The 23676-nt window shown below is 70.0% G+C and carries 22 protein-coding genes and 2 pseudogenes; 17 read left to right on the forward strand and 7 right to left on the reverse strand.

Features of this window, described 5'->3' with window-relative positions; genetic code table 11:
- The 5 genes from ACH65_RS08985 to uraH all read right to left on the reverse strand — a co-directional run.
- Positions 1-4318, reverse strand: a 4318-nt coding sequence (locus ACH65_RS08985; protein WP_049622258.1) for a DEAD/DEAH box helicase, incomplete at its 3' end; no start/stop codon positions are given.
- A gap of 254 nt (positions 4319-4572) precedes the next feature.
- Positions 4573-5067 (reverse strand): ureidoglycolate lyase, encoded by a 495-nt coding sequence (locus tag ACH65_RS08990; RefSeq protein WP_049622259.1) that lies wholly within the window; start codon positions 5065-5067, stop codon positions 4573-4575.
- Positions 5064-6074, reverse strand: coding sequence for an allantoicase (alc, locus tag ACH65_RS08995; RefSeq protein WP_049622260.1), 1011 nt, complete (start codon positions 6072-6074; stop codon positions 5064-5066). Before alc ends, ACH65_RS08990 begins: the two co-directional genes overlap by 4 nt.
- 13 nt (positions 6075-6087) lie before the next feature.
- Positions 6088-7317 (reverse strand): urate hydroxylase PuuD, encoded by a 1230-nt coding sequence (locus tag ACH65_RS09000; protein WP_049622261.1) that lies wholly within the window; start codon positions 7315-7317, stop codon positions 6088-6090.
- A 10-nt stretch (positions 7318-7327) separates the two neighbouring features.
- A complete protein-coding gene (gene uraH, locus ACH65_RS09005; protein WP_049622262.1) occupies positions 7328-7681 on the reverse strand; it encodes a hydroxyisourate hydrolase in 354 nt (117 codons plus the stop codon).
- A gap of 339 nt (positions 7682-8020) precedes the next feature.
- Here uraH and ACH65_RS09010 point away from each other — a divergent pair, with 339 nt between their 5' ends.
- Together ACH65_RS09010 and ACH65_RS09015 are read left to right on the forward strand one after the other, a co-directional pair.
- Positions 8021-9370 carry a nucleobase:cation symporter-2 family protein gene (locus ACH65_RS09010; RefSeq protein WP_049622263.1) on the forward strand — a complete coding sequence of 450 codons (1350 nt, stop codon included), beginning with the start codon at positions 8021-8023 and terminating at the stop codon, positions 9368-9370.
- Between the two features lie 242 nt (positions 9371-9612).
- The gene (locus ACH65_RS09015; protein WP_049622264.1) at positions 9613-10521 is read left to right on the forward strand and encodes an alpha/beta hydrolase family protein; all 909 of its coding nucleotides are present in this window, start codon (positions 9613-9615) and stop codon (positions 10519-10521) included.
- A gap of 219 nt (positions 10522-10740) precedes the next feature.
- Here ACH65_RS09015 and ACH65_RS09020 read toward each other — a convergent pair whose 3' ends face one another.
- The gene (locus ACH65_RS09020) at positions 10741-11781 is read right to left on the reverse strand and encodes an aromatic ring-hydroxylating oxygenase subunit alpha (protein ID WP_049622265.1); all 1041 of its coding nucleotides are present in this window, start codon (positions 11779-11781) and stop codon (positions 10741-10743) included.
- 198 nt (positions 11782-11979) lie between these two features.
- Between ACH65_RS09020 and ACH65_RS09025 the strand changes: the two genes are divergently transcribed.
- From ACH65_RS09025 to ACH65_RS09080, 13 genes and pseudogenes are all read left to right on the forward strand, one after another.
- Positions 11980-12903, forward strand: a complete 924-nt coding sequence (locus ACH65_RS09025) for an urease accessory protein UreD (protein ID WP_064504841.1) — start codon at positions 11980-11982, stop codon at positions 12901-12903.
- Between the two features lie 180 nt (positions 12904-13083).
- Positions 13084-13386: an urease subunit gamma gene (ureA, locus tag ACH65_RS09030; protein ID WP_049622266.1), complete on the forward strand. Its 303-nt coding sequence runs from the start codon at positions 13084-13086 to the stop codon at positions 13384-13386.
- 37 nt (positions 13387-13423) lie between these two features.
- Entirely contained in the window at positions 13424-14035 is a 612-nt protein-coding gene (locus ACH65_RS09035; RefSeq protein WP_049622267.1) for a HupE/UreJ family protein, read from the forward strand.
- A 5-nt stretch (positions 14036-14040) separates the two neighbouring features.
- Entirely contained in the window at positions 14041-14352 is a 312-nt protein-coding gene (locus tag ACH65_RS09040; protein WP_425478278.1) for an urease subunit beta, read from the forward strand.
- Between the two features lie 134 nt (positions 14353-14486).
- A complete protein-coding gene (ureC, locus tag ACH65_RS09045) occupies positions 14487-16190 on the forward strand; it encodes an urease subunit alpha (protein WP_049622269.1) in 1704 nt (567 codons plus the stop codon).
- Positions 16191-16213: 23 nt separating this feature from the next.
- Positions 16214-16759 carry a GNAT family N-acetyltransferase gene (locus ACH65_RS09050; protein ID WP_049622270.1) on the forward strand — a complete coding sequence of 182 codons (546 nt, stop codon included), beginning with the start codon at positions 16214-16216 and terminating at the stop codon, positions 16757-16759.
- A complete protein-coding gene (gene ureE / locus ACH65_RS09055) occupies positions 16750-17343 on the forward strand; it encodes an urease accessory protein UreE (RefSeq protein WP_053096226.1) in 594 nt (197 codons plus the stop codon). Before ACH65_RS09050 ends, ureE begins: the two co-directional genes overlap by 10 nt.
- Positions 17327-18034 carry an urease accessory protein UreF gene (locus ACH65_RS09060; protein ID WP_049622271.1) on the forward strand — a complete coding sequence of 236 codons (708 nt, stop codon included), beginning with the start codon at positions 17327-17329 and terminating at the stop codon, positions 18032-18034. The genes ureE and ACH65_RS09060 overlap by 17 nt, the downstream gene beginning before the upstream one ends.
- Positions 18031-18669 carry an urease accessory protein UreG gene (gene ureG / locus ACH65_RS09065; RefSeq protein WP_049622272.1) on the forward strand — a complete coding sequence of 213 codons (639 nt, stop codon included), beginning with the start codon at positions 18031-18033 and terminating at the stop codon, positions 18667-18669. Before ACH65_RS09060 ends, ureG begins: the two co-directional genes overlap by 4 nt.
- 313 nt (positions 18670-18982) lie before the next feature.
- A complete protein-coding gene (locus ACH65_RS09070; RefSeq protein ID WP_153242539.1) occupies positions 18983-19492 on the forward strand; it encodes a hypothetical protein in 510 nt (169 codons plus the stop codon).
- 113 nt (positions 19493-19605) lie between these two features.
- Entirely contained in the window at positions 19606-20049 is a 444-nt protein-coding gene (locus ACH65_RS09075; RefSeq protein WP_153242540.1) for a hypothetical protein, read from the forward strand.
- Positions 20050-20618: 569 nt separating this feature from the next.
- Positions 20619-20783, forward strand: a pseudogene (locus ACH65_RS21165) (type II toxin-antitoxin system RelE/ParE family toxin); the annotation flags it as partial.
- A gap of 98 nt (positions 20784-20881) precedes the next feature.
- On the forward strand, positions 20882-21292 hold the full coding sequence (locus ACH65_RS09080; RefSeq protein ID WP_049622275.1) for a DUF1801 domain-containing protein: 411 nt from the start codon (positions 20882-20884) through the stop codon (positions 21290-21292).
- A gap of 77 nt (positions 21293-21369) precedes the next feature.
- On the opposite strand, the pseudogene ACH65_RS09085 reads toward ACH65_RS09080, so the two are convergent.
- Positions 21370-22378 (reverse strand): annotated as a pseudogene (locus ACH65_RS09085) (integron integrase).
- Between the two features lie 172 nt (positions 22379-22550).
- On the opposite strand from ACH65_RS09085, the gene ACH65_RS18940 reads away from it, so the two are divergent.
- Positions 22551-23123, forward strand: coding sequence for a GNAT family N-acetyltransferase (locus ACH65_RS18940; RefSeq protein ID WP_082190223.1), 573 nt, complete (start codon positions 22551-22553; stop codon positions 23121-23123).
- A gap of 29 nt (positions 23124-23152) precedes the next feature.
- Complete coding sequence (locus tag ACH65_RS18945; protein ID WP_082190224.1) at positions 23153-23653, forward strand: GNAT family N-acetyltransferase; 501 nt, start codon at positions 23153-23155, stop codon at positions 23651-23653.
- The last annotated feature ends 23 nt before the right edge of the window (positions 23654-23676 follow it).

The raw sequence follows: 23676 nt of genomic DNA on the forward strand, positions 1-23676 counted from the left end.
CGCGCTGGCGCACCGCGCGCAGTGCGGGGATCGCCTCGGGCAGGGCGAACTGCTCGCCCACCAGGCCCTTGATGAAGCGCCCGCCGCGGATCTCGCCGCGCGCTTCCAGGCGATGGTAGACGCGCAGCAGCTCGCGCCAGGTGGGCAGCCAGGAGGCCTCGCGTTCCAGCAGCTTCCAGAACACCACGCCGTAGCGGCGCAGGAGAGTGCGGGCGAGGTGGTCGATGGCTTCGTCCCTGGCGTCTTCGTCCTTTTGGGGAAGGGGGCGGGCTTTAGGCGATTCGGTCGCGAGCACCCGCCCCTCATCCGCCCTGTCGGGCACCTTCTCCCCGGCAGCGAGAAGGAAAGGCTGGCGAACGAGCGCCCAGCGCCCGGCGTCCTCGATCTCGGTCATCAGGTGCCGGCGCAGGCGGCGGTGGCGGCTGGCCTGGCGCTGGGCGGCGGGCAGCAGCAGGGCGCGCAGGCCGGCGAAGCTGTCGGCGCTGACGCGGCCGGCGGCCACCAGCTCGCCCAGCGCGTCCTCCAGCTCGGTGCGCAGCAGGCGGGTGGCGTCCAGCAGCTCGTCGAAGAACAGCGCGCCCAGCGCGGCGAGCGCGTCGGCCACGGCCTGGGCGCGCGAGGAAAGCAGCGATTCCTGCGCCTGCTCGCCGGATGCAATGGACGTCCAGACGGCCAATTGCCGGCGCGGCAGCAGCACGATCGGCGTGGCGCGCACCGGGCCGCTGCCGCCGCCGCCGCGCAGGCGGCTCCAGGCCAGGCGGCCGGCACGGCACAGCTCGTCCAGCCAGCGGCTGCCGTAGTCGGCGAGGCGCGTGGGCAGCAGCTCGCTCTCCCAGGCGCCGGCGGCGGCCTCGTAGCCTTCCAGCTGCGCGAGTACCGCCGTGAGCGCGTCGGGGCCGCTCAGGCGGGTGGCCGGCGTGACGTGCTGCCAGTCGAGCAGGAAGCGCATGAAGTCGCGCCGGCTCACCGGCTCGATCTCGCGCCGCAGCCGGCCCAGCGTGTAGCGGTGGATGCGCGCCAGCAGGTGGCGCTCGCACCATTCCGTGGCGGCCGCGTCCGGGGTGAAGCGGCCCTGCATCACGTAGCCTTCCGACTGCAGGCGCAGCAGGGCCGGCTCCACCTCGTCCACCCCGACCGAAAGCGCGGCGGCGAGCTGCGCCGCCGTGATCGGGCCGAGGCCGCCGAGGCGGCCGCGCACCAGTTCGAGGAGGGCGTCTTCGCGTGTCCAGCCTTGCGCGGCGTATTCGGCGGGCGCGGCGATGGCGGGGTGCAGCGCGGCGCCGGGGTGCACGGCCTGCCAGAGGGGGAGGCGTTCGGCGGCGATCCATAAACCCGCCGCATCATCCAGCGGCGGGCCTCGCCGCTTACCGTTTGCACTCGATGGCGCGAAACCGCTCGGCACGGTTGCCCCTTCTCCCCTTTGGGGAGCACGCGGAGAGGGAGACAAGCGCGCGGCGCGGCGAGCTTTGGCCAGCGTCGCCAGCCACCCCTCCCACCCCGCGTTCGCCGCCGCTTCCCCGGCGGTGAGGCCGCCCAGCCCATGGAGCGCCTCGTGCATCTCGTCCGCGCTGCGCACCTCGGGCCAGGCTTCCGCGCGCACGGCGGCGATGGCCTCGGGGTCGAGCCGGCCAAGATCCTCTGCGCTTTCCACGTCGTTCCAGCGCCGCGCCTGCACGGCCTGCGTGCGGCGCTCCTCCAGCGGCGCGTCGTCGAGGAAGGCGTAGGGCGCGGCGTTCAAGATCTCGCTGGCGAGCGGGCTGGGCGCGGTGAGGTCGCGCGCCACCACGGCGATGGCGCCGTCCTCCAGGCCGTGCAGCAGGCGCAGCAGGCCGTCGGTGTCCATCGCCTCGCGCAGGCAGTCGTGCAGGGTCTGCGCCACCAGCGGGTGATCGGGAATCTCGCGCTCGCCGACGATGTTCTCCAGGCACGCTACCTGGTCGGGGAACACGGTGGCGAGCAGGTCCTCGCTCTTCATGCGCTGCAGCGGCGGCGGCACCTTCTTGCCGCCGGCGTAGCGCGGCAGCGCCAGCGCGGTGGTGGCGTTCCAGCGCCAGCGCACCGGGAACAGCGGCGCGTCAAGCAGGGCCTGGGTGAGCACGTGCTCGGCCGAGGCCGAGTGCAGGTAGCGCGCCACCTCTTCCAGCGGAAAGCTGTGGCTGGTGGAGAGCGAGAGCACGATGGCGTCCTCGGTGGCCGCCGCCTGCAATTCGAAATTGAACTGGCGGCAGAAGCGCTTGCGCAGCGCCAGCCCCCAGGCGCGGTTGAGGCGGCTGCCGTAGGGCGTGTGGATCACCAGCTGGGTGCCGCCCGATTCGTCGAAGAAGCGCTCGAACACCAGTGTGTGCTGGGTGGGCAGCACGCCGAGCGCAGCCTTGGCCTTGGCGAGGTAGTCGGCCAGCTGCTGCGCGGCGGATTCGCCGAGGCCGAGCGTGTCGCGCAGCCAGCGCACCGCCGCCGCCACGCCGCCGGCGTCGAGCTGGGCGGCGATCTCCTCGCGCAGGCGCGACACGCCGAGCGACAGCTCGTCGCTGCGCCCCGGCGCCTCGCCCAGCCAGAACGGGATATTGGGTGGCATGCCCTGCGCGTCTTCCACCCGCACGCGGCCGGGCTCGATGCGCTGGATGCGGTAGCTGCGGTTGCCGAGCTGGAACACGTCGCCGGCCAGGCTCTCCACCGCGAAGTCCTCGTTCACGGTGCCCACGATGGTGGCCTGCGGCTCCAGCACCACTAGGTAGTCGGCGGTGTCGGGAATGGTGCCGCCGGAGGTGACGGCGGTGAGCCGCGCGCCACGCCGCGCGCGCAGCTGGCCGTGCACGGCGTCGCGGTGCAGGTAGGCGGCGCGGGCGCCGCGGCGGGTAGTGAAGCCCTCGGCCAGCATGCGCACGATGGCGGCGAAATCCTCGCGGGCGAGGTCGCGGTAGGGCTGGGCGCGGCGCACCAGGGCGTAGAGCGCATCCTCGTCCCACTCCGTGCAGGCCACCTCGGCCACGATCTGCTGCGCCAGCACGTCGAGCGGGCGGTAGGGTTGCACCAGCGCGTCCAGTTCGCCGCGGCGCACGCAGTCGAGCAGGGCGGCGCATTCGGCGAGGTCGTCGCGGGTGGTGGGGAACAGGCGCGCCTTGGGCGTGCCGTCCACCGCGTGGCCGGAGCGGCCCGCGCGTTGCAGGAAGGCGGCGATGGAGCGCGGCGAGGCGAGCTGGCACACCAGCTCCACGTCGCCGATGTCGATGCCCAGCTCCAGCGAGGCGGTGGCCACCAGCACCTTCAGCTCGCCGCGCTTCAGGCGCTGCTCGGCGTCCAGCCGCTGCTCGCGCGCCAGGCTGCCATGGTGCGCGGCCACCGCGTCCTTGCCGAGGCGCTCGGAGAGATGCCGCGCCGCGCGCTCGGCCAGTCGCCGCGTGTTGACGAACACCAGGGTGGTGCGATGTGCCTCGGCGAGGTTGGCGAGGCGGTTGTAGACCAGCTCCCAGGTGTCGTTGGACATCACCGCTTCCAGCGGCACCGGCGGCACCTCGATGGCGAGGTCGCGGGGGCGGGTGTGGCCCACGTCGATGATCGCGCAGCGCACTTGTTCCTTTCCTCGCGCGCCCCGGCGGGGAGAAGGCGCCAGCGCGGCGAGCGCGGCATCCTCGCCCGCCCCGACCAGGAACCGCGCCACCGCCTCGATCGGCTTCTGCGTGGCCGACAGCCCGATGCGCAGCAAGGGCCGCTGGCACAGCGCCTCCAGGCGTTCCAGCGTGAGCGCGAGATGCGCGCCGCGCTTGCTGTTCGCCAGCGCGTGGATCTCGTCCACGATCACCGTGCGCGCGCTTGCCAGCGCCGCGCGGCCGGAGGGCGAGCCGAGCAGGATGTAGAGTGATTCGGGCGTGGTCACCAGGATGTGCGGCGGGTGCTTGCGCATCAGCGCGCGCTCGGCCTGCGGGGTGTCGCCGGTGCGCACGGCGGTGCGGATCGCCACGTCCGGCAGGCCGAGTTTTTCCAGTTCGGCGCGGATGCCTTCCAGCGGCAGCTCCAGGTTGACGTGGATGTCGTTGGACAGCGCCTTCAGCGGCGAGACGTAGACCACCCGCGTCTCGTCCGGCAGCGCGCCGCCGCGCACCACGCCCTCGCGCACCAGCGCGTCGATGGCGGCGAGGAAGGCGGTGAGCGTCTTGCCCGAGCCGGTGGGCGCGGCCACCAGCGTGTGCTGCCCCGCGCGGATCGACGGCCACGCCCCCGCCTGCGCCGCGGTGGGCGCGGCGAAGGCGCCGCGGAACCAGGCGGCGACGGCCGGGTGGAAACCGGCCAGCAGCGTGTCGGTGGAAGGCGCGTTCGGCATGGCGAGGGCCCGGCATGGGCAGGACTGACCCGAGCATACATGCGGGCCGTCTCAGCGGACGGCAAGCCAGGACGCTGCGGCCGGAGGGGGCGGATCAAGCCCTGCCGGAGCCCCGTAGGCGCGGGGCTGTCGGATGTGCCCGGCCGCCGCGCAGCGCGTGGCCGGGCGTCCGGTGAAGCTAAGGGTTCGCCGGCATCCGGTGGGCTTCACGCTTCCTCGCATGCCGGCGTGGCCCCGCGCTCGCGGCGCAGCGGCTAGATGTGCGCGAGCAGGCGCGGTGCCGGCAGGTCCAGCTCGTCCAGGTTGTGGCCGGCACCGCCGCGGTCCACCACCAGGAAGTCGCACACCTCGCCCAGCGCCAGCAGCGGGTGGTGCCAGGTGCCGCGGGCGTAGTTGACGCCCTGGCCGCCGGTGGCGAGGAAGGCGCGCAGGGCGGCGGGGTCGAGCTCGCCGGGCGGGGCCACCACCACCAGGTAGGGAAAGCGCCCCAGCGGGATGAAGGCCTGGCTGCCCAGCGGGTGGCGCTCCATCATGCGCACTTCGAACGGCAGCGCGCGCGGCTGGCCGCGGAAGATGTTGACCAGCGTGCGCCCGCCTTCGGCCCCCACGTCGACCGTGGCGAGGTCGTGGTAGCGCTCGGTGGTGCCTTGGTTGATCGGGTAGTGGCGGGCCGCCGCGTCGGCCGCGATCACCTCGCCGAACGGGGCGAACGCCTCGCGCGTCAGCGGCTCGACGGGCAGCGGCGTCACGTCGGCCGCCCGAACAGGCGCAGGCGCGAGACGCCGCCGTCGGGGTGGATATTGAAGCGCACGTGGGTCACCGGGCCGAGCGCCTGCACCTCGGCGGCGAAGCGGTGGAGGCTGTCGGCGGCGAGCGCCTGCGCCGGCAGCAGCTCGGCCCAGAACATGCTCTGGGTGATCAGCGCCTGGTCGGGCACGCCGGGCGCGAAGGCGGCCTGCAGCGAGCAGCGGTCGGGGAAGTTGCCCTTGAAGTGGGCGGTGTCCACCTCGACGGCCTCGATGGCGCCGGGCACGGCCAGCGCGATCAGGCACCAGTCGTGGCCGGGCTCGCGGCGGCGGCGGGTTTCCCAGCCGTCGCCCATGTCGACGCCGCGGCCGGGCATCAGCAGGTTGCCGACGTGGCCGTAGTGCTCGTTGTTGGCGGCCACGCCGCGCGCGCCCTGGATGGCGGCGGCGAGGTCCACGCGGCCGTGGGCGTCGGTGAGCTGCGCATCGAAGGATGGACGTCCATACACACGTAGCCGCGCCAGCCCGCCGTCGGGGTAGATGTTCACGCGCAGGTGGCTGTACGTGCCCTCGTCGGCGATGGCGTGGTAGTGGTGGCGGTCGGGGCCCAGCTCCACCGCCGGCAGCAGCGGCGTCCAGGCGGTGTCGGCATCGGGCTCGCCCCCGGCCAGCAGGCAGCCTTCCAGCGCGGCGCCCGGCGGGTAGTTGCCGGTGAAGTGGCTGGTGTCCAGGTCCACGCCGTAGAGCCGGCCCGGCCGCGCCAGCCGCACGATGCACCAGTCGTGGCCGCCGTGGCGGCGGCGGCGCGATTCCCAGCCGTCCATCCACTTGCCGTTGTCGTCGTACTTGCCGGGGATGAACACCGCGGGCGCGGGGTCGAGCATGCGTTCCTTGGCGGCGAAGAAGTCGTCGCTGGCGACCAGTGCCTGCGCGCCCAGGCGGGCGTCGGCGAGGTTCACGCCGAGGCGGGCGAAGGCGGGGGCGTCGGGGGCGGTGGCAGTGAGAGTCATGCGGGCGGTCGTGTCAGGGCTTGGAGGATTGGGCGTCGTACCAGCGCGCGATGGTCGCACGCTCCGCCTCGCTCATGTGGGTGATGTTGCCGAGCGGCATGATCTTCAGCTGCACGGTCTGGTGGTAGATGCCGTGGGCGTGCTGGAGGATGGTCTGCGGGTTGTCGAAGGACAGGCCCTTGGGCGCGCTGGCCATCAGCGTGGGGTGGTCGGCGTGGCAGCCGGCGCAGCGCTCGGCGATCACCTTCTGCACCAGCGGGAAATCGTCGGCGCTCACCGCGGGGGCGGCCGTCGCGCTGGCCGGCGTCGTGGCCGGCGTGGCCGGTGCGGCCACCGCGGGCGCGCTCGGGCGCATCCACGCCAGCGCCGCCACGATCAGCACCGCGCCGCCCGCCGGCAGCGCCCACGCGCGGCGGCCGGCGTGCCACAGCACGAAGAACTGGCGGATCAGCGCGCCGGCCAGCATCCACAGCGCGAGGATCAGCCACGCCTGCGGGTGGGCGAAGGTGGAGGCGTAGTGGTTGCTCAGCATGGCGAACACCACCGGCAGGGTGAAGTAGGTGTTGTGCACCGAGCGCTGCTTGCCGCGCTTGCCGTACACCGGGTCGGGCGTCTCGCCACGGGCCAGCGCGGCCACCATCTTCTTCTGGCCGGGGATGATCACGACGAACACGTTGGCCGACATGATGGTGGCCATCACGCCGCCCACCAGCAGGAACGCGGCGCGGCCGCCGAACAGGTGCGTGGCCGCGTAGTCCACCGCCAGCACGAACAGGCCCACCGCCACGCCGAGCACGCCGTCGCGGAAGCCGATCAGCCGGCACAGCGCGTCGTACACCAGCCAGCCGCCGGCCAGGAAGGCCACCGCCAGGAGCGGCGCCAGGTGCGGCGGCAGCGCCGCCACTGCGGGGTCGACCAGGTACAGCTGCGGCTGCGAGAGGTACATCGCGCCGAACAGTGCGAAGCCGGAGAGCCAGGTGGTGTAGGCCTTCCACTTCGACCAGTGCAGCGTCTCGGGCATGCGCGCGGGGGCCACCAGGTATTTCTGCTTGTGGTAGAAGCCGCCGCCGTGCACCGACCACGACTCGCCCGCCACGCCGGCCGGCGCGCTGCCGGGCCGGGGCTGCTCCAGGCCGTTGTCCAGCGCCACGAAGTAGAACGATTCACCGATCCAGGCGATCGCCGCGATCACGTGCAGCCAGCGCAGCAGCAGGCCGATCGATTCCATCAGGTAGTCGGACATGCGCGAGGCCTCAGCTGCCGCGGTAGGTGCTGTAGCTCCACGGCGAGCACAGCAGGGGCACGTGGTAGTGGCTGGCGGTGTCGGCGAGGCCGAAGCGCAGCACGATCACGTCGAGGAAGCGCGGCGTGGGCAGCTCCACGCCCAGCGCGGCGAAGTAGTCGCCGGCGTGGAAGGCCAGCTCGTAGGTGCCGGGGCGCAGCGCCGCGCCCTCCAGCAGCGGGCCGTCGCCGCGGCCGTCGGCATTGGTGGTGAAGGCGCCGAGCGGGCGGCGCGCCTCGCCGTCCAGCGCATACAGCTCCACGCGCAGGCCGGCGGCCGGGCGCCCGTGCGCGGTGTCGAGGACATGGGTGGTGAGTCGGCCCATGGGGGTCTCCGTCAGTGTCTGGGCATGGCCGGCGCCGGCGGGCACCGGCGCCCCCGCAAAGGGAGCCCGGCACCCGGCATGGGGCGGGTGGCTCGAGGATCGGGGCGGGCACCTGCGACACGTGCCGCTGCCCGCGGCTGCCGTTTGCGTGTCGGGACGGGCCCTCGCCCCGCCAGCCGGCGCTCGTGCCCGCCTGGGCGGGAGCGGCACCGGGTCCGGCGTCGATCATGTGACTCTGCACCATACCGAAAAACGCGGCCGCGCGCGCCGGGTTTTTCTTGCGGTTGTGCGTCGCAGTATTCCTCGTTATGTTCGGGCGTCCAGACGTCCGAGACCCCGATGCCAAGTCCCGCCCGCGAAGCCGCCGTGGATGCCCTGCCTGCGCCCCTGCCCTGGCTGGTGCTGGCCGTGCAGCACGTGCTGGTGATGTACGCGGGCGCGGTGGCGGTGCCGCTGATCGTGGCCGGCGCGCTGCACCTCTCGCGCGTGGACACCGCCTTCCTGGTCAGCGCGGACCTGTTCTGCTGCGGCCTCGCCACCCTGGTGCAGTCGCTCGGCCTCGGCGCCTTCGGCATCCGCCTGCCGGTGGTGATGGCCGCCACCTTCGCCTCGGTGGGGCCGATGATCGCCATCGGCGGCAACCCGCAGCTCGGCCTGCCCTACGTGTATGGCGCCAACCTCGTCGCCGGCGTGATCGGCATCCTGGCGGCGCCGCTGATCGGCCGGCTGCTCAAGCTGTTCCCGCCGGTGGTCACCGGCACCGTGATCACCGCCATCGGCCTCACCCTGATCGGCGTGGCGGTGAACTGGGCCGCCGGCGGCGTGGGCGCGCCCGACTACGGCGCGCCGGCCAACCTCGCCATCGCCGCCGCGGTGCTGCTGGGCGTGCTGGCGCTGCTGCGCCATGCGCGCGGCTTCGTGGCCAACATCGGCGTGCTGCTGGGGCTGGTGGCCGGCATGGTGCTGGCGGCGCTGCTCGGCCGGGTGGACCTCGCCGGCCTCGGCGCCGCGCCGTGGCTGGCGTGGGTGGAGCCGTTCCACTTCGGCCTGCCGCGTTTCGAGCCGTGGTCCATCGTCACCATGACGGTGGTGCTGTTCATCGTGTTCGTCGAATCCACCGGCATGTTCCTCGCGCTGGGCGAGATCGTGGAGCGCCCGGTGGACCGCGCCACCCTGGTGCGCGGCCTGCGCGTGGACGGCCTGGCCACCGTGCTGGGCGGCGTGTTCAACGCCTTCCCCGACACCTCCTTCTCGCAGAACATCGGCCTGGTCAGCCTCACCGGCGTGAAGAGCCGCTGGGTGTGCGTACTGGCCGGCGCGCTGCTGATCCTGCTCGGGCTGATTCCCAAGCTCGCCGTGCTGGTGGCGGCGATCCCGCCGGCGGTGCTCGGCGGCGCCGGGCTGGTGATGTTCGGCATGGTCACCGCCAACGGCATCCGCGTGCTGGGGCAGGTGGACTTCGCCGGGCGCCGGCACAACCTGATGATCGTGGCGGTGAGCCTGGCCCTGGCCCTGGCGCCGGTGGTGGCGCCGCACCTCTTCGACCGGCTGCCCAAGGCGCTCGGCCCGCTCCTGCACAGCGGCATCCTGCTCGCCACGCTGGCGGCGGTGGCGCTCAACGCCTGGTTCAACGGGCTGGGCCGCGGCGAGGCGGTGGCGACGCTGGAAGAGGGCGCGGAGCCGGTGTGAGTGCATGGGGCGGGTCGTTTCCGCCCGCTCCGGCCTTGCCGTAATACTTGGGCCTTCCCCCTGCTTGCAGTGCTTGCAGGGGGAGGCTGGGAGGGGGTGAAACCTGGCCTCGAGGCAAGTGTTCACCCCTCCCCAACCCTCCCCTGCACCTGCACGCAGGGGAGGGAGCGGCAGGCCGAGGCGCCGCACGCGGTTTCGAGATCCCTTTCCACGGCCATCGGCCACGCTTTCCCGGAGTCCCCATGAAGCCCGCGATCTGTTTCCGCCCCCGGCATTGGCTGCTCGCCGCCCTGCTCGCCGCCGGCACCGCGCAGGCCGCCGATCCGCTGGTCACCGACCCGCCGCGCGGCACGTTCCCGCCCGGCCAGGCGGAGCTGGCCATCCCCAGCCACGGCGCGCGCATGAACGGCTTTCTCTACACCGCCGCCGGGCCGGGGCCGCATCCGCTGGCGATCTTCCTGCACGGCTACCCGGGCAACGAGCGCAACCTCGACCTCGCCCAGGCCGCGCGCCGCGCGGGCTGGAACGCGCTCTACTTCGACTACCGCGGCAGCTGGGGCAGCGGCGGCACGTTCTCCTTCGGCAATGCGCTGGAGGACGTGGCCGCGGCGCTGGCCTTCGTGCGCGATCCGGCCAACGCCGCCAAGTACCGCATCGACCCCCGGCGCATCGCCCTGGTCGGCCACAGCATGGGCGGCGGCCTCACCCTGCTCGCCACCGCGCGCGACCCCGGCGTGACCTGCGCCGCGACGCTGGCGGCGTGGAACTTCGGCGGCGCGCCCGCGCGCTGGAAGGCCGAGCCGGCCGAGGGCAAGGAAATGGCCGACTACTTCCGCGCCACCACCGACCCCGACGCCGGCCCGCTGCGCGCCAAGGCCGGCGACCTGGAGGCCGAGCTGGCGGCGCACGGCGCCGAGTGGGACGTCGTCGCCCACGCCGCCGACCTCAAGGACCGCCACCTGCTGGTGATCGCCGACACCGGCACGCCGATGGACATCGCCACCTACCAGGCTTTCACCGCCGCCCTGCACCAGGCCGGCGCGAGCCACCTGCAGGCGCTGACCTACGACGACGACCACCCGTTCTCGGCGCACCGGGTGGCGTTGGCGAAGGGGTTGGTCAAGTGGCTGGGGAGTGAATGCTCGCCGTAGTGGTTGCTTTGCTCCCTCTCCCGCCGGGCCTGATTGGCATCGAGCCTCTCGGCCAGCCTCTTCTGCTCGTCATCCCGGCGCAAGCCGGGATCCAGCGCCTTGGCATGGCGAGAAAGGCACTGGATTCCGGCTTGCGCCGGAATGACGGTGAGGGCTGCAGGTGAGGGGCGCCGAGAGACTTGATGCCAATCAGGCCCGGCGGGGGAGAGGGCGTAAAGCTCACGCCGTGTAGCGGAAGCTCAGCCCCATCTTCGACAGGTACCGCCGGTACGCGGCCGAGGAGCGGTCGGCCGGGAAGTGTGCCTCGGCGGTGAGGTCCAGCGGCAGGTCTTCGGGCTTCTGGATCTCGATGATCGCCTGGTCCTCGGCGAAGATCTGCGCGTTGAAGGCGTGGATGTCTTCCGTGGGCACGTCGAAGTTGAAGTTCTGCGCGATCGGCACGAACAGCCGCGTTCTGCGCGCCGACACCGGGCTCGCGGCGTTCAGGATGTGCAGCTTGCCCTCGTTGGGGAAATGCACGATCAGCCGCGCGGTGAACGGCGCGTGGATGTCGAACTCGCGCAGCCATACGAAGCCCGCCGGCGCATCGCCCTCCACGCCCTTGGGGTAGTTGGGCACGTCGCTGCGGTACTCCGCGTGCACGCCGTAGTCGGTGAGCGCGGCGGTGTAGTCGGGCACCACCGGGTTCTCGCGGCTGGCGAAGGCCTCGTGGTGGATCCAGGCGAAGTGCGCCACGTCCACGAAGCCCTCCACCTGGCGGCCGGCCGAGCCGCCGATGTCCACGTAGGGCGGCAGCACCTGGCGATAGCCCGCCGTCTCCCACGCCTCGAACGGCGGCACCACAGTGTCGGCGTCGCGGTCCAGCCGCGTCCACACCAGGCCGTAGCGCACTTTCACCGGGAACACCTGCAAAGTGAAGCGCGCCGAGGGCGCAAGCTCCGGATGCGCCGGGATCTGCGTGCAGCGGCCGTCGGCGGCGTAGCGCAGGCCGTGGTAGGGGCAGACGATCTCCTCACCCTCCACCCAGCCGTGCGACAGCGGCACGCCGCGGTGCGGGCACAGGTTGCGCGCCACGTGGATGCCCGCACCCGTGCGGTAGACCACCAGCGCCATGTCGAGCAGGGTCGCCGCCAGCGGCTTCTCGCCCACGTCCTCCACGCGCGCCACCGGGTACCAGTGCCGGGCCAGGATGGCCCAGTCGGCGGGGTCGAAGCTGCAGTCGCGGGGCGGCGTGAGGACGGGCTGGCGAACGGCGGACATGCGGGCTCCGAAACAACGGCCGCCGGCGCGCGCGAGGCGGCCGGGGCGACAAGAAAGGATGGCCTGCCCGCCTGCGCCGCCTTGGCCGTCAAGGCGCGCCGTCGCTCACGCAGGAGGCAGCCGGTTCGAATACACGACTTTTGCTGCATCGTGTCAAGCGTATTGGCGGACGGCGCCGATGCAGGTAGCGTCGTGGGCATGCCGTCCGCCGCCGCACCCCGCCTGCCCCTGCCCGACGAGTCCGCTTCGCCGCCGGAGGCGGGGCCGCGTTCGGACGTCCAGACGTCCGGATGGAAGGCGTCGCTGGCGCTGCGCTTCGCCCGCCAGGGCACCGCGACGCGGGCGGTGGAGCGCCGCCACCACGGCCCGCTGCGCGTGCAGCGCATGCTGTATCCGGAAGGGCCCGCGTGCTGCCACGCCCTGCTGCTGCACCCGCCGGGCGGCATCGCCGGCGGCGACCGGCTGGACATCGCGGTGGCCCTGGAGGAGGGCGCGCGCGCCCTGCTCACCACGCCCGGCGCGGCTAAGTGGTACCGCGCCGCGGCAGCCGGGGCGCGGCAGGACGTGCACCTGTCGGTGGCCGACGGCGCCTGCCTGGAATGGTTGCCGCAGGAGGCCATCCTGTTCGACGGCGCGCGCGCCGCGCAGCACGCCACCATCGCGCTGGCGCCGCGGGCGGCGACGTTCGGCTGGGACATCGTGCAGCTCGGCCGCCTCGCCGCCGGCGAGGCGTGGCGCACGGGCCATTGGCACCAGCACTTCCGCGTGACGCGCGCGGGCCGGCCAGTGTGGATCGAGCGCGCGCGGCTGGCAGCGGACGACCCGCTGCGGGCCTCGCCGCTGGGCCTGGCCGGGCACCCGGTGTTCGCCACCGCGTGGGCCGCCTCGCCGGCGCTGGACGCCGACCGCGAGGCCGCGCTGGCGGCGGCGCGCGCCGTGGCCGAGGCGCACGACGTGCCGTGCGGCATCACCTGGCTGGCGGCGCCCGCCGAGCTGCTGGTGATCCGCGCCGTGGGCGAGGGCGCGCACGCGGTGCGTGCGCTGCTCGAAGCGTTGTGGCATACCTTGCGGCCGTGGACCGCATCGCGCGCGCCGCAGCGGCCGCGCATCTGGAACACATAGACCTTCTCCCTCTCCCCGCCGGGGAAGGGCCGGGGTGAGGGGCGGGTGCTCGCGGTTGAAGTCATGCCAAGCGCACCGCATCGCGGAGCGCGTTTCGATCGCCGCCGCCGCAAGCCCCGCCCCTCACCTCAAGCCTCTCCCCGGTGGGGCGAGGAGGCGAATGCAAAAGAGCTTTTTCCTATGGAACTGACCCCGCGCGAGAAAGACAAACTGCTCATCTTCACCGCCGGCCTGCTGGCCGAGCGCCGCCGCGCGCGCGGGCTCAAGCTCAACTACCCGGAGGCGGTGGCCTACATCAGCGCGGCGATCATGGAAGGCGCCCGCGACGGCCGCAGCGTGGCCGAGCTGATGCACTACGGCACCACCCTGCTCGGCCGCGACGACGTGATGGAGGGCGTGGCCGAGATGATCCCCGACATCCAGGTGGAAGCCACCTTCCCCGACGGCACCAAGCTGGTGACCGTGCACGACCCGATCGGCTGAGCCGTTCCGCATCAACGTTTTTCGACGAGGTATCGCCATGCATCGCGCGCTTTCCCGCCGCCTGACCTTCACTGCCGCGCTCGCCCTGCCCGCCGTCGCGCTCGCCCATCCGGGGGGCTGCACGGACGGCCTCGGTGCTGGCCTGGCGCATCCGTTCACCGGCCTCGACCACTTGCTGGCGATGGCCGCGGTGGGCTGGTGGAGCGCGGTCACGCAGGCGCGGCGCTGGTGGGCGGTGCCGCTGGCCTTCGCGGGCGCCACCCTGCTGGGCGCCCTGCTCGGTGCCACGGGCGTGCTGGCGCTGCCGGTGGTGGAGGGCGTGATCGCGCTGTCGCTGGTGGTGCTGGGCGGCCTGCTGCTGGCCAAGCAGCGCCTGCCGCTGGCCGTGGCCTGCGGCGTGGCCGGCGCCTTCGCGCTGTTCCACGGCTATGCGCACGGCGCGGAGATGCCGGCCACGTGCCGCCTGGGCGCCAGCGCCGCCGGCGCGCACTGGCTGGCCGGCATGGTGGCCGCCACCGCGCTGCTGCACCTGGGCGGCGCGCTGGCCGGCAGGCTCGCGGCGCGCCATGCCGACTGGGCCACGCGCCTGGCCGGCGCCGGCACCGCGCTCACCGGCGCGGCGCTGCTGTTCGGCGCGGTGGCAGCATGAGGAGCATGGCGATGATCCCTGGCGAACTCCTGATCGACGACGGCGAGATCGAACTCAACGCCGGCCGCCGCACGCTGACCGTGGAGGTCGCCAACACCGGCGACCGCCCCATCCAGGTCGGCTCGCACTACCACTTCTTCGAAACCAACCAGGCGCTCCGCTTCGACCGCGCCGCCACCCGCGGCTTCCGCCTCAACATCGCCGCCGGCACCGCGGTGCGCTTCGAGCCGGGCCAGGTGCGCGCGGTGGAGCTGGTGGAGCTGGCCGGCGCGCGCGAGGTCTACGGCTTCGCCGGCGCGGTGATGGGGAAGCTTTAGAGATTTTGTTCCCTCCCCTGCGTGCAGCAAGGGAGGGCCAGGGTGGGGTGAAGCCCTGCCAGCTTGTGGCAAGGGTTCAGCCCCTCTCCGCCTCCCTGCGGGCAGGGGGGCGGGGCGAAGAGTTCGGAGGAGTGATGGCCAAGATCAGCAAGCAAGCCTACGCCGAGATGTTCGGCCCCACCGTCGGCGACCGCGTGCGCCTGGCCGACACCGCCCTGGTGATCGAGGTGGAGAAGGACTTCACGATCTACGGCGAGGAGGTGAAGTTCGGCGGCGGCAAGGTGATCCGCGACGGCATGGGCCAGAGCCAGCGCGCCAGCCGCGACTGCGCCGACACCGTGATCACCAACGCGCTGATCGTCGACCACTGGGGCATCGTCAAGGCCGACGTGGGCCTGAAGGGCGGGCGCATCAGCGGCATCGGCAAGGCCGGCAACCCGGACATCCAGCCGGGCGTGACCATCGTGATCGGGCCGGGCACCGAGATCATCGCGGGCGAGGGGCTGATCCTCACCGCCGGCGGCATCGACAGCCACATCCACTTCATCGCCCCGCAGCAGATCGAGGAGGCGCTGATGTCCGGCGTCACCACCATGCTCGGCGGCGGCACTGGCCCGGCCACCGGCACCAACGCCACCACCTGTACGCCCGGCCCCTGGCACCTGCAGCGCATGCTCGAAGCCGCCGAGGCGTTCCCGATGAATTTAGGCTTCCTCGGCAAGGGCAACGCCAGCCTGACCCAAGGCCTCACCGAACAGATCGAGGCCGGCGCCATCGGCTTGAAGCTCCACGAGGACTGGGGCACCACGCCCGCCTCGATCGACGCCGCCCTGCGCGTGGCCGAGGACACCGACACCCAGGTCGCCATCCACACCGACACGCTCAACGAGTCGGGCTTCGTCGAGGTGACGCTGGCGGCGTTCAAGGGCCGCACCATCCACACCTACCACACCGAGGGCGCCGGCGGCGGCCACGCGCCGGACATCATCAAGGCGGCCTCGCGCCCCAACGTGCTGCCCAGCTCCACCAACCCCACGCGGCCCTACACCGTCAACACCATCGACGAGCACCTGGACATGCTGATGGTGTGCCACCACCTCGACCCGGGCATCGCCGAGGACGTGGCCTTCGCCGAGAGCCGCATCCGCCGCGAGACCATCGCCGCGGAGGACATCCTGCACGACCTCGGCGCCTTCTCCATGATCAGCTCCGACTCGCAGGCCATGGGCCGCGTGGGCGAGGTGATCACCCGCACCTTCCAGACCGCGCACAAGATGAAGCTGCAGCGCGGCTCGCTGCCCGGCGACCCGGCGCGGCACGACAACGGCCGCGTGAAGCGCTACCTCGCCAAGGTCACCATCAACCCCGCCATCACCCACGGCATCGCGCACGAGGTGGGCTCGGTGGAGGTGGGCAAGTGGGCGGACCTGGTGTTGTGGAAGCCGGCGTTCTTCGGCGTGAAACCGGCACTGATCCTGAAGGGCGGCAGCATCGCCGCCGCGCCGATGGGCGACCCCAACGCCTCCATCCCCACGCCGCAGCCGGTGCACTACCGGCCGATGTTCGCCAGCTTCGGGCGCAACCTCACGCAGAGCTCGCTCACCTTCGTCTCGCAGGCGGCGCTGGAGGCCGGCATCGGCCAGCGCCTGGGCCTCGCCAAGCCGCTGGTGGCGGTGCGCGACTGCCGCGCCATCGGCAAGGCGCACATGATCCACAACAGCGCCACGCCAGACATCCAGGTGGACCCGGAAACCTACGTGGTCACCGCCGACGGCGAACGCCTGTGGTGCGAACCGGCCGAGGTGCTGCCGATGGCGCAGCGGTATTTCCTGTTCTGAGCGTGGGGCGGCGCGTCGATCCGATGATCGAGATCCATCCTTATCAGCCTGCTTGGCGCGAAGGCGTGGCCGCGTTGATCGTGCCCATCCAGCAGCGCGAGTTCGCCATCCCCATCACCCTGGACGCGCAGCCGGACCTCACGGACATCCCGGGCTTCTACCAGCAGGGCAAGGGCCAGTTCTGGGTGGCGCTGGCCGGCGGCGAGGTGGTTGGCAGCATCGGCCTGCTCGACATCGGCGAAGGCCGGGGCGCGTTGCGCAAGATGTTCGTGGCCGAGGCGTACCGCGGCGCCACGCATGGCGTGGCGCCACGATTGCTGGGCACGCTGCTCGACTGGTGCGCCGGGCACGGCGTGCACGAGATCTACCTCGGCACCACCGAGCAATTCCTGGCGGCGCACCGCTTCTACGAAAAGCACGGCTTCACCGTCCTCCCACGCGAGGCCCTGCCGGCGGCCTTCCCGGTGATGGCCGTCGACAACCGTTTCTACTGGCGTAAGGTGGAGGCCGCGGCCGCGCACGAGACGCCGGCCGCCGCGTCTGATTGCGAGTCCGATCCATGCTGTTGATCCGCCACCACCAGCCCCATGCCGACGTCGCCGCCGACGCGCCGCTGGCCGAACCGCTGAGCCTGCCGTTCGACATCCGCAAGCGCAGCCGCCAGCGCTGGAGCCTGCCGGACGGGCGCGAACTGGCCTGGGTGCTCACGCCCGGCACCGTGCTGCAACCCGGCGACCGGCTGGAGACCGAGGGCGGCCAGCGCTTCGCCGTCGAGGCCGCCGCCGAACACGTGCTGCGCATCACCGCCGACACGCCGCGCGCGCTCACCCGCGCCGCCTACCACCTCGGCAACCGGCACATTTCGGTGGAGGTGGGCGAGGGCTACCTCGCCATCGAGCCCGACCCGGTGCTGCGCGACATGCTCGGCCAGCTCGGCGTGCACGTCGAAGCGCTGATGGCGCCGTTCCAGCCCGAGACCGGCGCCTACGGTGGCGGCCACAAGCACGGCCACGACGCCACCTTCGCCGAGGACTACGCGCTGGCCCAGGCGGTGTTCCATCGCCACGAGCCGGCGCCGGCCGCCGCGCACGCCCGTCCGCACGCGGGCGGGCACGGGACGAGCCACGATCATCCGCATGACCACGACCACTGACTTCGCAAACCTGCCCGCCTTGCTGCAGCTCGCCTCCGCCGCGCTGCCGGTGGGCGCCTTCAGCCATTCGCTGGGGCTCGAAGCGGCGCTGGAAGCCGGCGCGGTGCGCGATGCCGCGAGCGCGGAGCGCTGGATCGCCGACTACCTCGCCCTGGTCTGGGCCGAGGGCGAGGCGCCGCTGTGGCGCGCCCAGTACGCCGCCTGGGGCGCGCTCGACGCGGCCGCGCTGGCCGGGCACAACGACGAACTGCTCGCCCTGCGCGAGACCGCCGAGCTGCGCCTGGAAGGCGAGCAGACCGGCCGCTCGCTGGCGCAGTGGCTGAAGGGCCTGCCCGACCTGCCCGCGCTCACCGCCGCGCACCGCGCCCTGCTCGACGCCTTGCAGCCGCCCGCCTGGGCCAGCGTGCACGCCGTCGCCGCGCGCGTGCTGGGCCTCGACGAGCGCGGCGGCCTGCACGCGCTGGCCTGGAGCCTGGCCGAGAACCTCACCGCCGCGGCGATCAAGCTGGTGCCGCTGGGCCAGGCCGCCGGCCAGGCCATCCTGCGCCGCCTCGGCGGCCGCCTGCCTGCCTTGATCGAACACGTGCTCGCCACGCCCGCCGTGCCGGCATCCGCCTGCAACTTCGCCCCCATGCTGGGCATCCTCTCCGCCCGGCACGAAACCCAATACACGAGGCTGTTCCGCTCATGAATGCCGTACGCCAACCCCGCACCAAACCCCTGCCCCCGCTGCGCGTCGGCATCGGCGGCCCGGTGGGCTCGGGCAAGACGACCCTGCTCGAAACCCTGTGCAAGGCCCTGCGCGAGCGCTACGACCTGGTGGTGATCACCAACGACATCTACACCAAGGAAGACCAGCGCCTGCTCACCGTGGCCGGCGCGCTGGAGCCCGCGCGCATCATGGGCGTGGAAACCGGCGGCTGCCCGCACACCGCCATCCGCGAGGACGCCTCGATCAACCTCGAAGCCATCGAGCGCATGCTCGACAGCTACCCCGACGCCGACATCGTGTTCATCGAATCGGGCGGCGACAACCTCGCCGCCACGTTCTCGCCGGAGCTGTCGGACCTCACCCTCTACGTGATCGACGTCGCCGGCGGCGAGAAGATCCCCCGCAAGGGCGGCCCCGGCATCACCCGCTCGGACCTGCTCGTCATCAACAAGACCGACCTCGCCCCGCACGTGGGCGCCTCCCTCGACGTCATGCGCGAGGACACCAAACGCATGCGCGGGGACAAGCCCTTCGTGATGACGGACCTGCGGCATGGGGCGGGGCTGGAGGAGGTGATCGGCTTTATCGAGCGGCAGGGGCTGATGCTAGGATGAGCGGGCGGGGCGCAACGCCTGCCGCCCGGACCGCCCTGAGCGGCCGACGGTAAGAAGAATTGGGGGAAACGTCATGGACGACGCACCAGGAATTCGAAGGCACATCGATGGGGTGAATACGTTTGTGCCTGCGAGCGCATCCTGCCGGCACTGGAGACGGCGCGAGAGGGTGCGGCGCTCATCGCACCGTCAAGAGCGCTTTCCCATGTGCGTCGATCGGGGTGCATGGGGCCGGCAAGCACGTCAGGCGGGCGAGAGCACCGCGCCGCTCAATTCAGGCGTTAACGCCTGTTGGAGGCATTGGATGAGGTTGATGTTCATTGCATTCCTTCTGGCCGCGACGCCGGTGGCCGGTGCAAGCTCACCCGCTTCGCTGGATGTAACCGAGCAGCGAAATGCGGCCGTAGGCTTTGCCCTGACCATGACCGCCACGGTGGAAAGGATGAAAAAATCCTGCGCGGCGGTTCCCGAGGCCGCCCCACAGTTCTCCGAGGCTAGTCGCCAGTGGGTCGTTCGCAATAAGCCCTACGCTGATGCGGCCAACGGCTGGATGGACTATGTGAGATCCCAGATCGCACGGCAGAAAGGGCCCAAGGTCGCAGACGCATTTATCAGCAACACGTACAGCGTCTTTTCCGACAAAGCCTCCATGATCGCCGCGGAATCGCTGCCTGGGTCTCCGCCAGCCGCCGCAAGCTGCTTGAAGTGGGTGGACACCATGAATGCTCATGCGTTTGACCTGGAACAGAACCCCGAGTTTGTTCAGGATTTGAAGGACATCCGCGCATTTTACGAGTCAGGGGCTGGCGGGCACGGGCGCTGACCATTCGTCCAAGCCGACGCTGCTTCGCGGCGTGGCTGACAGCTTCGCCTTGGCGGAGACGCTGACGCGCGCCGTTTAACTCGAGCGTTAGGCACATCAGAGGGAGATCCATCGTGGATGAAACCAGCAAGGCAAATGACCGCCGGGCCGAAATTGCCATGCGCAATCGCCGCCGCATGTTGGAGGCACGTGAGCGCAAGCTGTCGATGGCCGTTTTTGGCCTCATGGCCTATTCGGCTTTGGCAAACGTTGCCAGCGGCATCCTGCTTTTAGTTTTAGGCAAGCCCTCCCTGGCTGCGAGCTTTGGCCTCGTGCTCGGCGCCCTGTATGCTTTCGGCGCCTATCGCATATGGTTCAAGGACGATACCCGTTGGTGGCCCGTCGCCGTTCCTGCGAGCCTATCCATTGTTGTCCTGGCGCTTGCCTGGTTCGGTGGAGCTCATCGCCCCATCCCCTTGCTGCTCAACATTGCCCTCTTCATTCTCGTGCCTATCCGCGGGCGGGTTGTGGCTGCGGTACCCAAGGCATTCAGGGCGGATGCCTCCGGCACCGCCTAACGCAAGCGTTGCCTTGGGAGGACATTCCGTTGGAGACACTGAGCTATCGCTACCGCCCTCGCTTTTGGATCGTAGTGCTCGCCATCGCCATCCTTCTCACTGGTATGGCCCTCATGGTGCACCAAGCCTCCACCAACACCAGGGGCCTCATCATCGATGGCATGATCCGCCTTGATCCTCAAGGCGCCACAGCCTTCTACTGGTGCATCGTGGCCATTGGCGTTGCATTTGCCGTGGTTCATATACCTGCGGCCGTTGTTGGCTTGCTGTCCAAACGCTACCTGGTTCTTTCCGCCGCCTCTATCGCGGTGCCGAGTTTTTGGTCTTTTCACGCCCCACGGTCGTCAGGCTTTCCGACATTCAAAGCGCGACCTTGCGCGTCGTCCGGAGATACACGTTTCTTGTCCTCATTCACCCTGGCGGCAGACTCTCCATCCCTGCAAGCTACCTGCCGCGTAGCGAAGACTTCGACACCCTGTGCAATGAGGTCGTTCGGCGCAGGGCTGCGCTGTCGGAGGGTGAAGCAAGTGGCCTGACTTTCGTGTCCTTCAAGCCGCCGCGCGGCCCCGCCACCGCAGCTCGGGCGATCCCGCTACCGCCAGATCGTGGAGCCGCCTTGCCGGATCTTCTATCGCCACGACGGACACAAGGTCTTCATCATGCATGTGATGCGCTCGGAGCGTTTGCTTCGCAAGGGGCGGCTCGCATCCCGTGCGAAGCAGGCAAAGACCTGAGGCATCACATCGTTGAGCGATTAGTGCGCCGGCTCTCAGGCTTGGCCCGGAGCGGATGCGAGGCCGACTACCGGATTCCATCCGCGGGGGAGGGGAACATGAAGAAGTCGGACTCGACCGAAGGCCGCCCGGCCGCCGAACTGATCGACGAGCGGATCGCCGGGCTCGGCGATTGGCGCGGGGAGGCCCTGGGCAGGATGCGCCGGCTCATCAAGGAGGCCGACCCGCAGGTCGTGGAGACGTGGAAGTGGATGGGTACGCCCGTCTGGGAGCACGACGGGATCCTCTGCACCGGCGAGTCCTACAAGACAGCGGTGAAGCTCACCTTCGCCAAGGGCGCTTCGCTGGCGGACCCCACCGGGCTTTTCAACGCCAGCCTCGACGGCAACGTGCGGCGCGCGATCGACATCCACGAGGGCGAAGCGGTGGACGCGGCCGCGTTCAAGGCGCTCGTCCGCGCCGCGGTTGCCCTCAATGCGTCCGGCGCCAAGGCAAGGCGGGCGAAGTAGGGACACGTGGCCGGTAGCGAAGGCAGGGCGTCGGCAAGAGCGGCAGTCGTGGCGACGTTTTTTGCCCGAGCTGAACCTCAACGATCCAATGGACTCAGCACGCCTTGTCCGCCACGGGTGAGCACATGGGTGTAGATCTGCGTGGTAGCTACATCCTTGTGGCCGAGCAGTTCCTGCACGGTGCGGATGTCATACCCAGCCTCCAGTTAAGTGCGTGGCGAACGAATGGCGCAGTGTATGCGCGCTCACGGGCTTGGTGATGTCAGCTGCGCGGCACGCTGCCTTCAATGCAGGCGAGAGGATCGCGTCGCTGACATGATGCCGACGCTCGATGCCGTCGCGCGGATCAGATGAGCGCTGTGCAGCCGGGAACACATACTGCCAACCAATTTCGCGCGAGGCATTTGGATACTTGCGCGCCAGCGCATGCGGCAACCATGCCGCGCCGAACCCCGCCGCCAGATCGGCTTCATGCAACAGGCGGGCGCGCTCGATTTCACGAAGCAATGCTTCAGTCAGAGACCGCGGCAACATGGTGCGCCGATCCTTGCCGCCCTTTCCATCGCGTATGGTGATTTCGTTACGCCCGAAATCCACATCCTTGATCCGCAGCCGCAACGCTTCCATCAACCGCATGCCGGTGCCGTACAGCAGGCTCGCCAGCAGCCAGGAGCGTCCGTCCATCCTTGCCAGCACCTGCGTGATCTCGTCACGCGAAAGCACGGTCGGCACGCGCTGTGACCGCTTGGCCCGCACCACCCCTTCCATCCATGGCAGTTCGATACCCAGCACCTGCTTGTACAGGAACAGCAGTGCCGCCAAGGCCTGATTTTGCGTGGCCGCCGCCACCTTGCCCTGAACCGCCAGTCCCGACAGAAACTTCTCGACCTCGGCTTCGCCCATGTCGCGCGGATGCCGCTTGCCATTGGCCAGAATGAAGCGACGGACCCAAGCCACATAAACCGTCCCGGTGCGAAGGCTGTAATGCTTCAACCGCAACACACGTCGCACTTCATCCAGCAACCGCGGCGCAGACGGGCCACTGACCATACGGTTTATTCCTGCGTTTCTGGGGTCATAAGACATGGCGCCTCGATCCGTGAGATATGCGAAGACTATCCTTGTTCCGCCGCGCCGCAGCCGCCATCCGGAAAATCCCTGTTGATTCGTAGGGTTTTCCCACTTGACGAGCCATGACCTAAAGCTGAATATTTCATGCATATGCCCCGATGTGGGGTCTAATAGGTGTTAGCCGCCAATGAAGCTCAACGAAAGCGTCGTGATAAAAACTGCCTCAACTGACGACTTTTCAGTCATCCAATCGATTGGGTGTAAGACCTACCGTGAGCATTTCGCGTCCATCTGGTCCCCCCAGGGTCTCGAAGAGTTCCTCTCTCGTGACTTCTCGGATCCAGCCCTACAAAAGTCGCTTTCTTCGCCACAACATTTGTGGCTGCTTGTTCAAGACTCACGCAGCTCAGTTGTTGGCTACGCCAAGATCAATTGGGACAAGCAAGAGCCGATTTCTGGCATCGTTGGCGCAGAGCTGCAAAAAATCTACTTCAGCGCTTCCGCTACCGGCAGGGGCTATGGCTCTAAGGCAATTGAGCATATTATTTCTGTGGCCTCCAAGCGTGACCAGGCGGCCATTTGGTTAAACGTACTTACATCCAACCAAGGCGGGCAACGATTTTATGCAAACGCCGGGTTCACCTCGGTTGGAGAGGTTCAATTCGACACAGACATCGCCAAGATCGAGATGGCCACCATGGTTCGTCGGCTGACGGCTAACAATTCATTCAAGCCGAAGCCGCTTCGCGGCTCGGCTTAATTCAGGCGTTAGACCTTAGAGCAAGCATCATGAGAATCCGAAAAGAGAGCCCCTCGGATACCGCAGCTGTTGAGGCCGCGACTATCGCGGCATTCCAGAACGCCGCTCACACCAACCATGCCGAGCAATTTATTGTCAGGGCGCTGCGCAACTCCGGCCAGCTCATCGTCTCTCTCGTTGCAGAGGACAATGGCTCGGTTATTGGGCATGTCGCAGTGTCGCCCGTAACTATTTCGAGTGGTGCGGAAAGGTGGTATGGGCTTGGGCCAATCTCCGTAACGCCAGAGCACCAAGGACAGGGAGTTGGCGCTCAGCTCATGGAGCACGCACTGGCGGAGTTACGCACGCTAGGCGCTGCCGGATGCGTTGTGCTTGGAGAGCCTGGCTACTACTCGCGCTTTGGCTTCAATGCGGAGCCTTCGCTGGTACTGCCTGGCGTTCCGGCAGAGTACTTCCAAGCGATTTCGTTCAACGGTTCACTGCCCTTTGGGACGGTCTCGTATCATGACTCGTTCGAAGCCAAGGTCTAACAATTCCGTAAGGAGCTTCCCGT

This window comes from Frateuria defendens (genome assembly GCF_001182895.1).
Classification (GTDB): domain Bacteria; phylum Pseudomonadota; class Gammaproteobacteria; order Xanthomonadales; family Rhodanobacteraceae; genus Frateuria_B; species Frateuria_B defendens.

Coding starts and splice junctions, on each gene's coding strand:
- ureC (WP_049622269.1), top strand. CDS start 14,487: ATGGCCAAGATCAGCAAGCAAGCCTACGCCGAGATGTTCGGCCCCACC.
- ACH65_RS09050 (WP_049622270.1), top strand. CDS start 16,214: ATGATCGAGATCCATCCTTATCAGCCTGCTTGGCGCGAAGGCGTGGCC.
- ureA (WP_049622266.1), top strand. CDS start 13,084: ATGGAACTGACCCCGCGCGAGAAAGACAAACTGCTCATCTTCACCGCC.
- ACH65_RS09010 (WP_049622263.1), top strand. CDS start 8,021: ATGCCAAGTCCCGCCCGCGAAGCCGCCGTGGATGCCCTGCCTGCGCCC.
- ACH65_RS09040 (WP_425478278.1), top strand. CDS start 14,041: ATGGCGATGATCCCTGGCGAACTCCTGATCGACGACGGCGAGATCGAA.
- ACH65_RS09080 (WP_049622275.1), top strand. CDS start 20,882: ATGAAGAAGTCGGACTCGACCGAAGGCCGCCCGGCCGCCGAACTGATC.
- ACH65_RS09000 (WP_049622261.1), bottom strand. CDS start 7,317: ATGTCCGACTACCTGATGGAATCGATCGGCCTGCTGCTGCGCTGGCTG.
- ACH65_RS09060 (WP_049622271.1), top strand. CDS start 17,327: ATGACCACGACCACTGACTTCGCAAACCTGCCCGCCTTGCTGCAGCTC.
- ACH65_RS09035 (WP_049622267.1), top strand. CDS start 13,424: ATGCATCGCGCGCTTTCCCGCCGCCTGACCTTCACTGCCGCGCTCGCC.
- ureG (WP_049622272.1), top strand. CDS start 18,031: ATGAATGCCGTACGCCAACCCCGCACCAAACCCCTGCCCCCGCTGCGC.
- ACH65_RS09015 (WP_049622264.1), top strand. CDS start 9,613: ATGAAGCCCGCGATCTGTTTCCGCCCCCGGCATTGGCTGCTCGCCGCC.
- ACH65_RS09070 (WP_153242539.1), top strand. CDS start 18,983: ATGTTCATTGCATTCCTTCTGGCCGCGACGCCGGTGGCCGGTGCAAGC.
- uraH (WP_049622262.1), bottom strand. CDS start 7,681: ATGGGCCGACTCACCACCCATGTCCTCGACACCGCGCACGGGCGCCCG.
- ACH65_RS18940 (WP_082190223.1), top strand. CDS start 22,551: ATGAAGCTCAACGAAAGCGTCGTGATAAAAACTGCCTCAACTGACGAC.
- alc (WP_049622260.1), bottom strand. CDS start 6,074: ATGACTCTCACTGCCACCGCCCCCGACGCCCCCGCCTTCGCCCGCCTC.
- ACH65_RS18945 (WP_082190224.1), top strand. CDS start 23,153: ATGAGAATCCGAAAAGAGAGCCCCTCGGATACCGCAGCTGTTGAGGCC.
- ACH65_RS09020 (WP_049622265.1), bottom strand. CDS start 11,781: ATGTCCGCCGTTCGCCAGCCCGTCCTCACGCCGCCCCGCGACTGCAGC.
- ACH65_RS09025 (WP_064504841.1), top strand. CDS start 11,980: ATGCCGTCCGCCGCCGCACCCCGCCTGCCCCTGCCCGACGAGTCCGCT.
- ureE (WP_053096226.1), top strand. CDS start 16,750: ATGCTGTTGATCCGCCACCACCAGCCCCATGCCGACGTCGCCGCCGAC.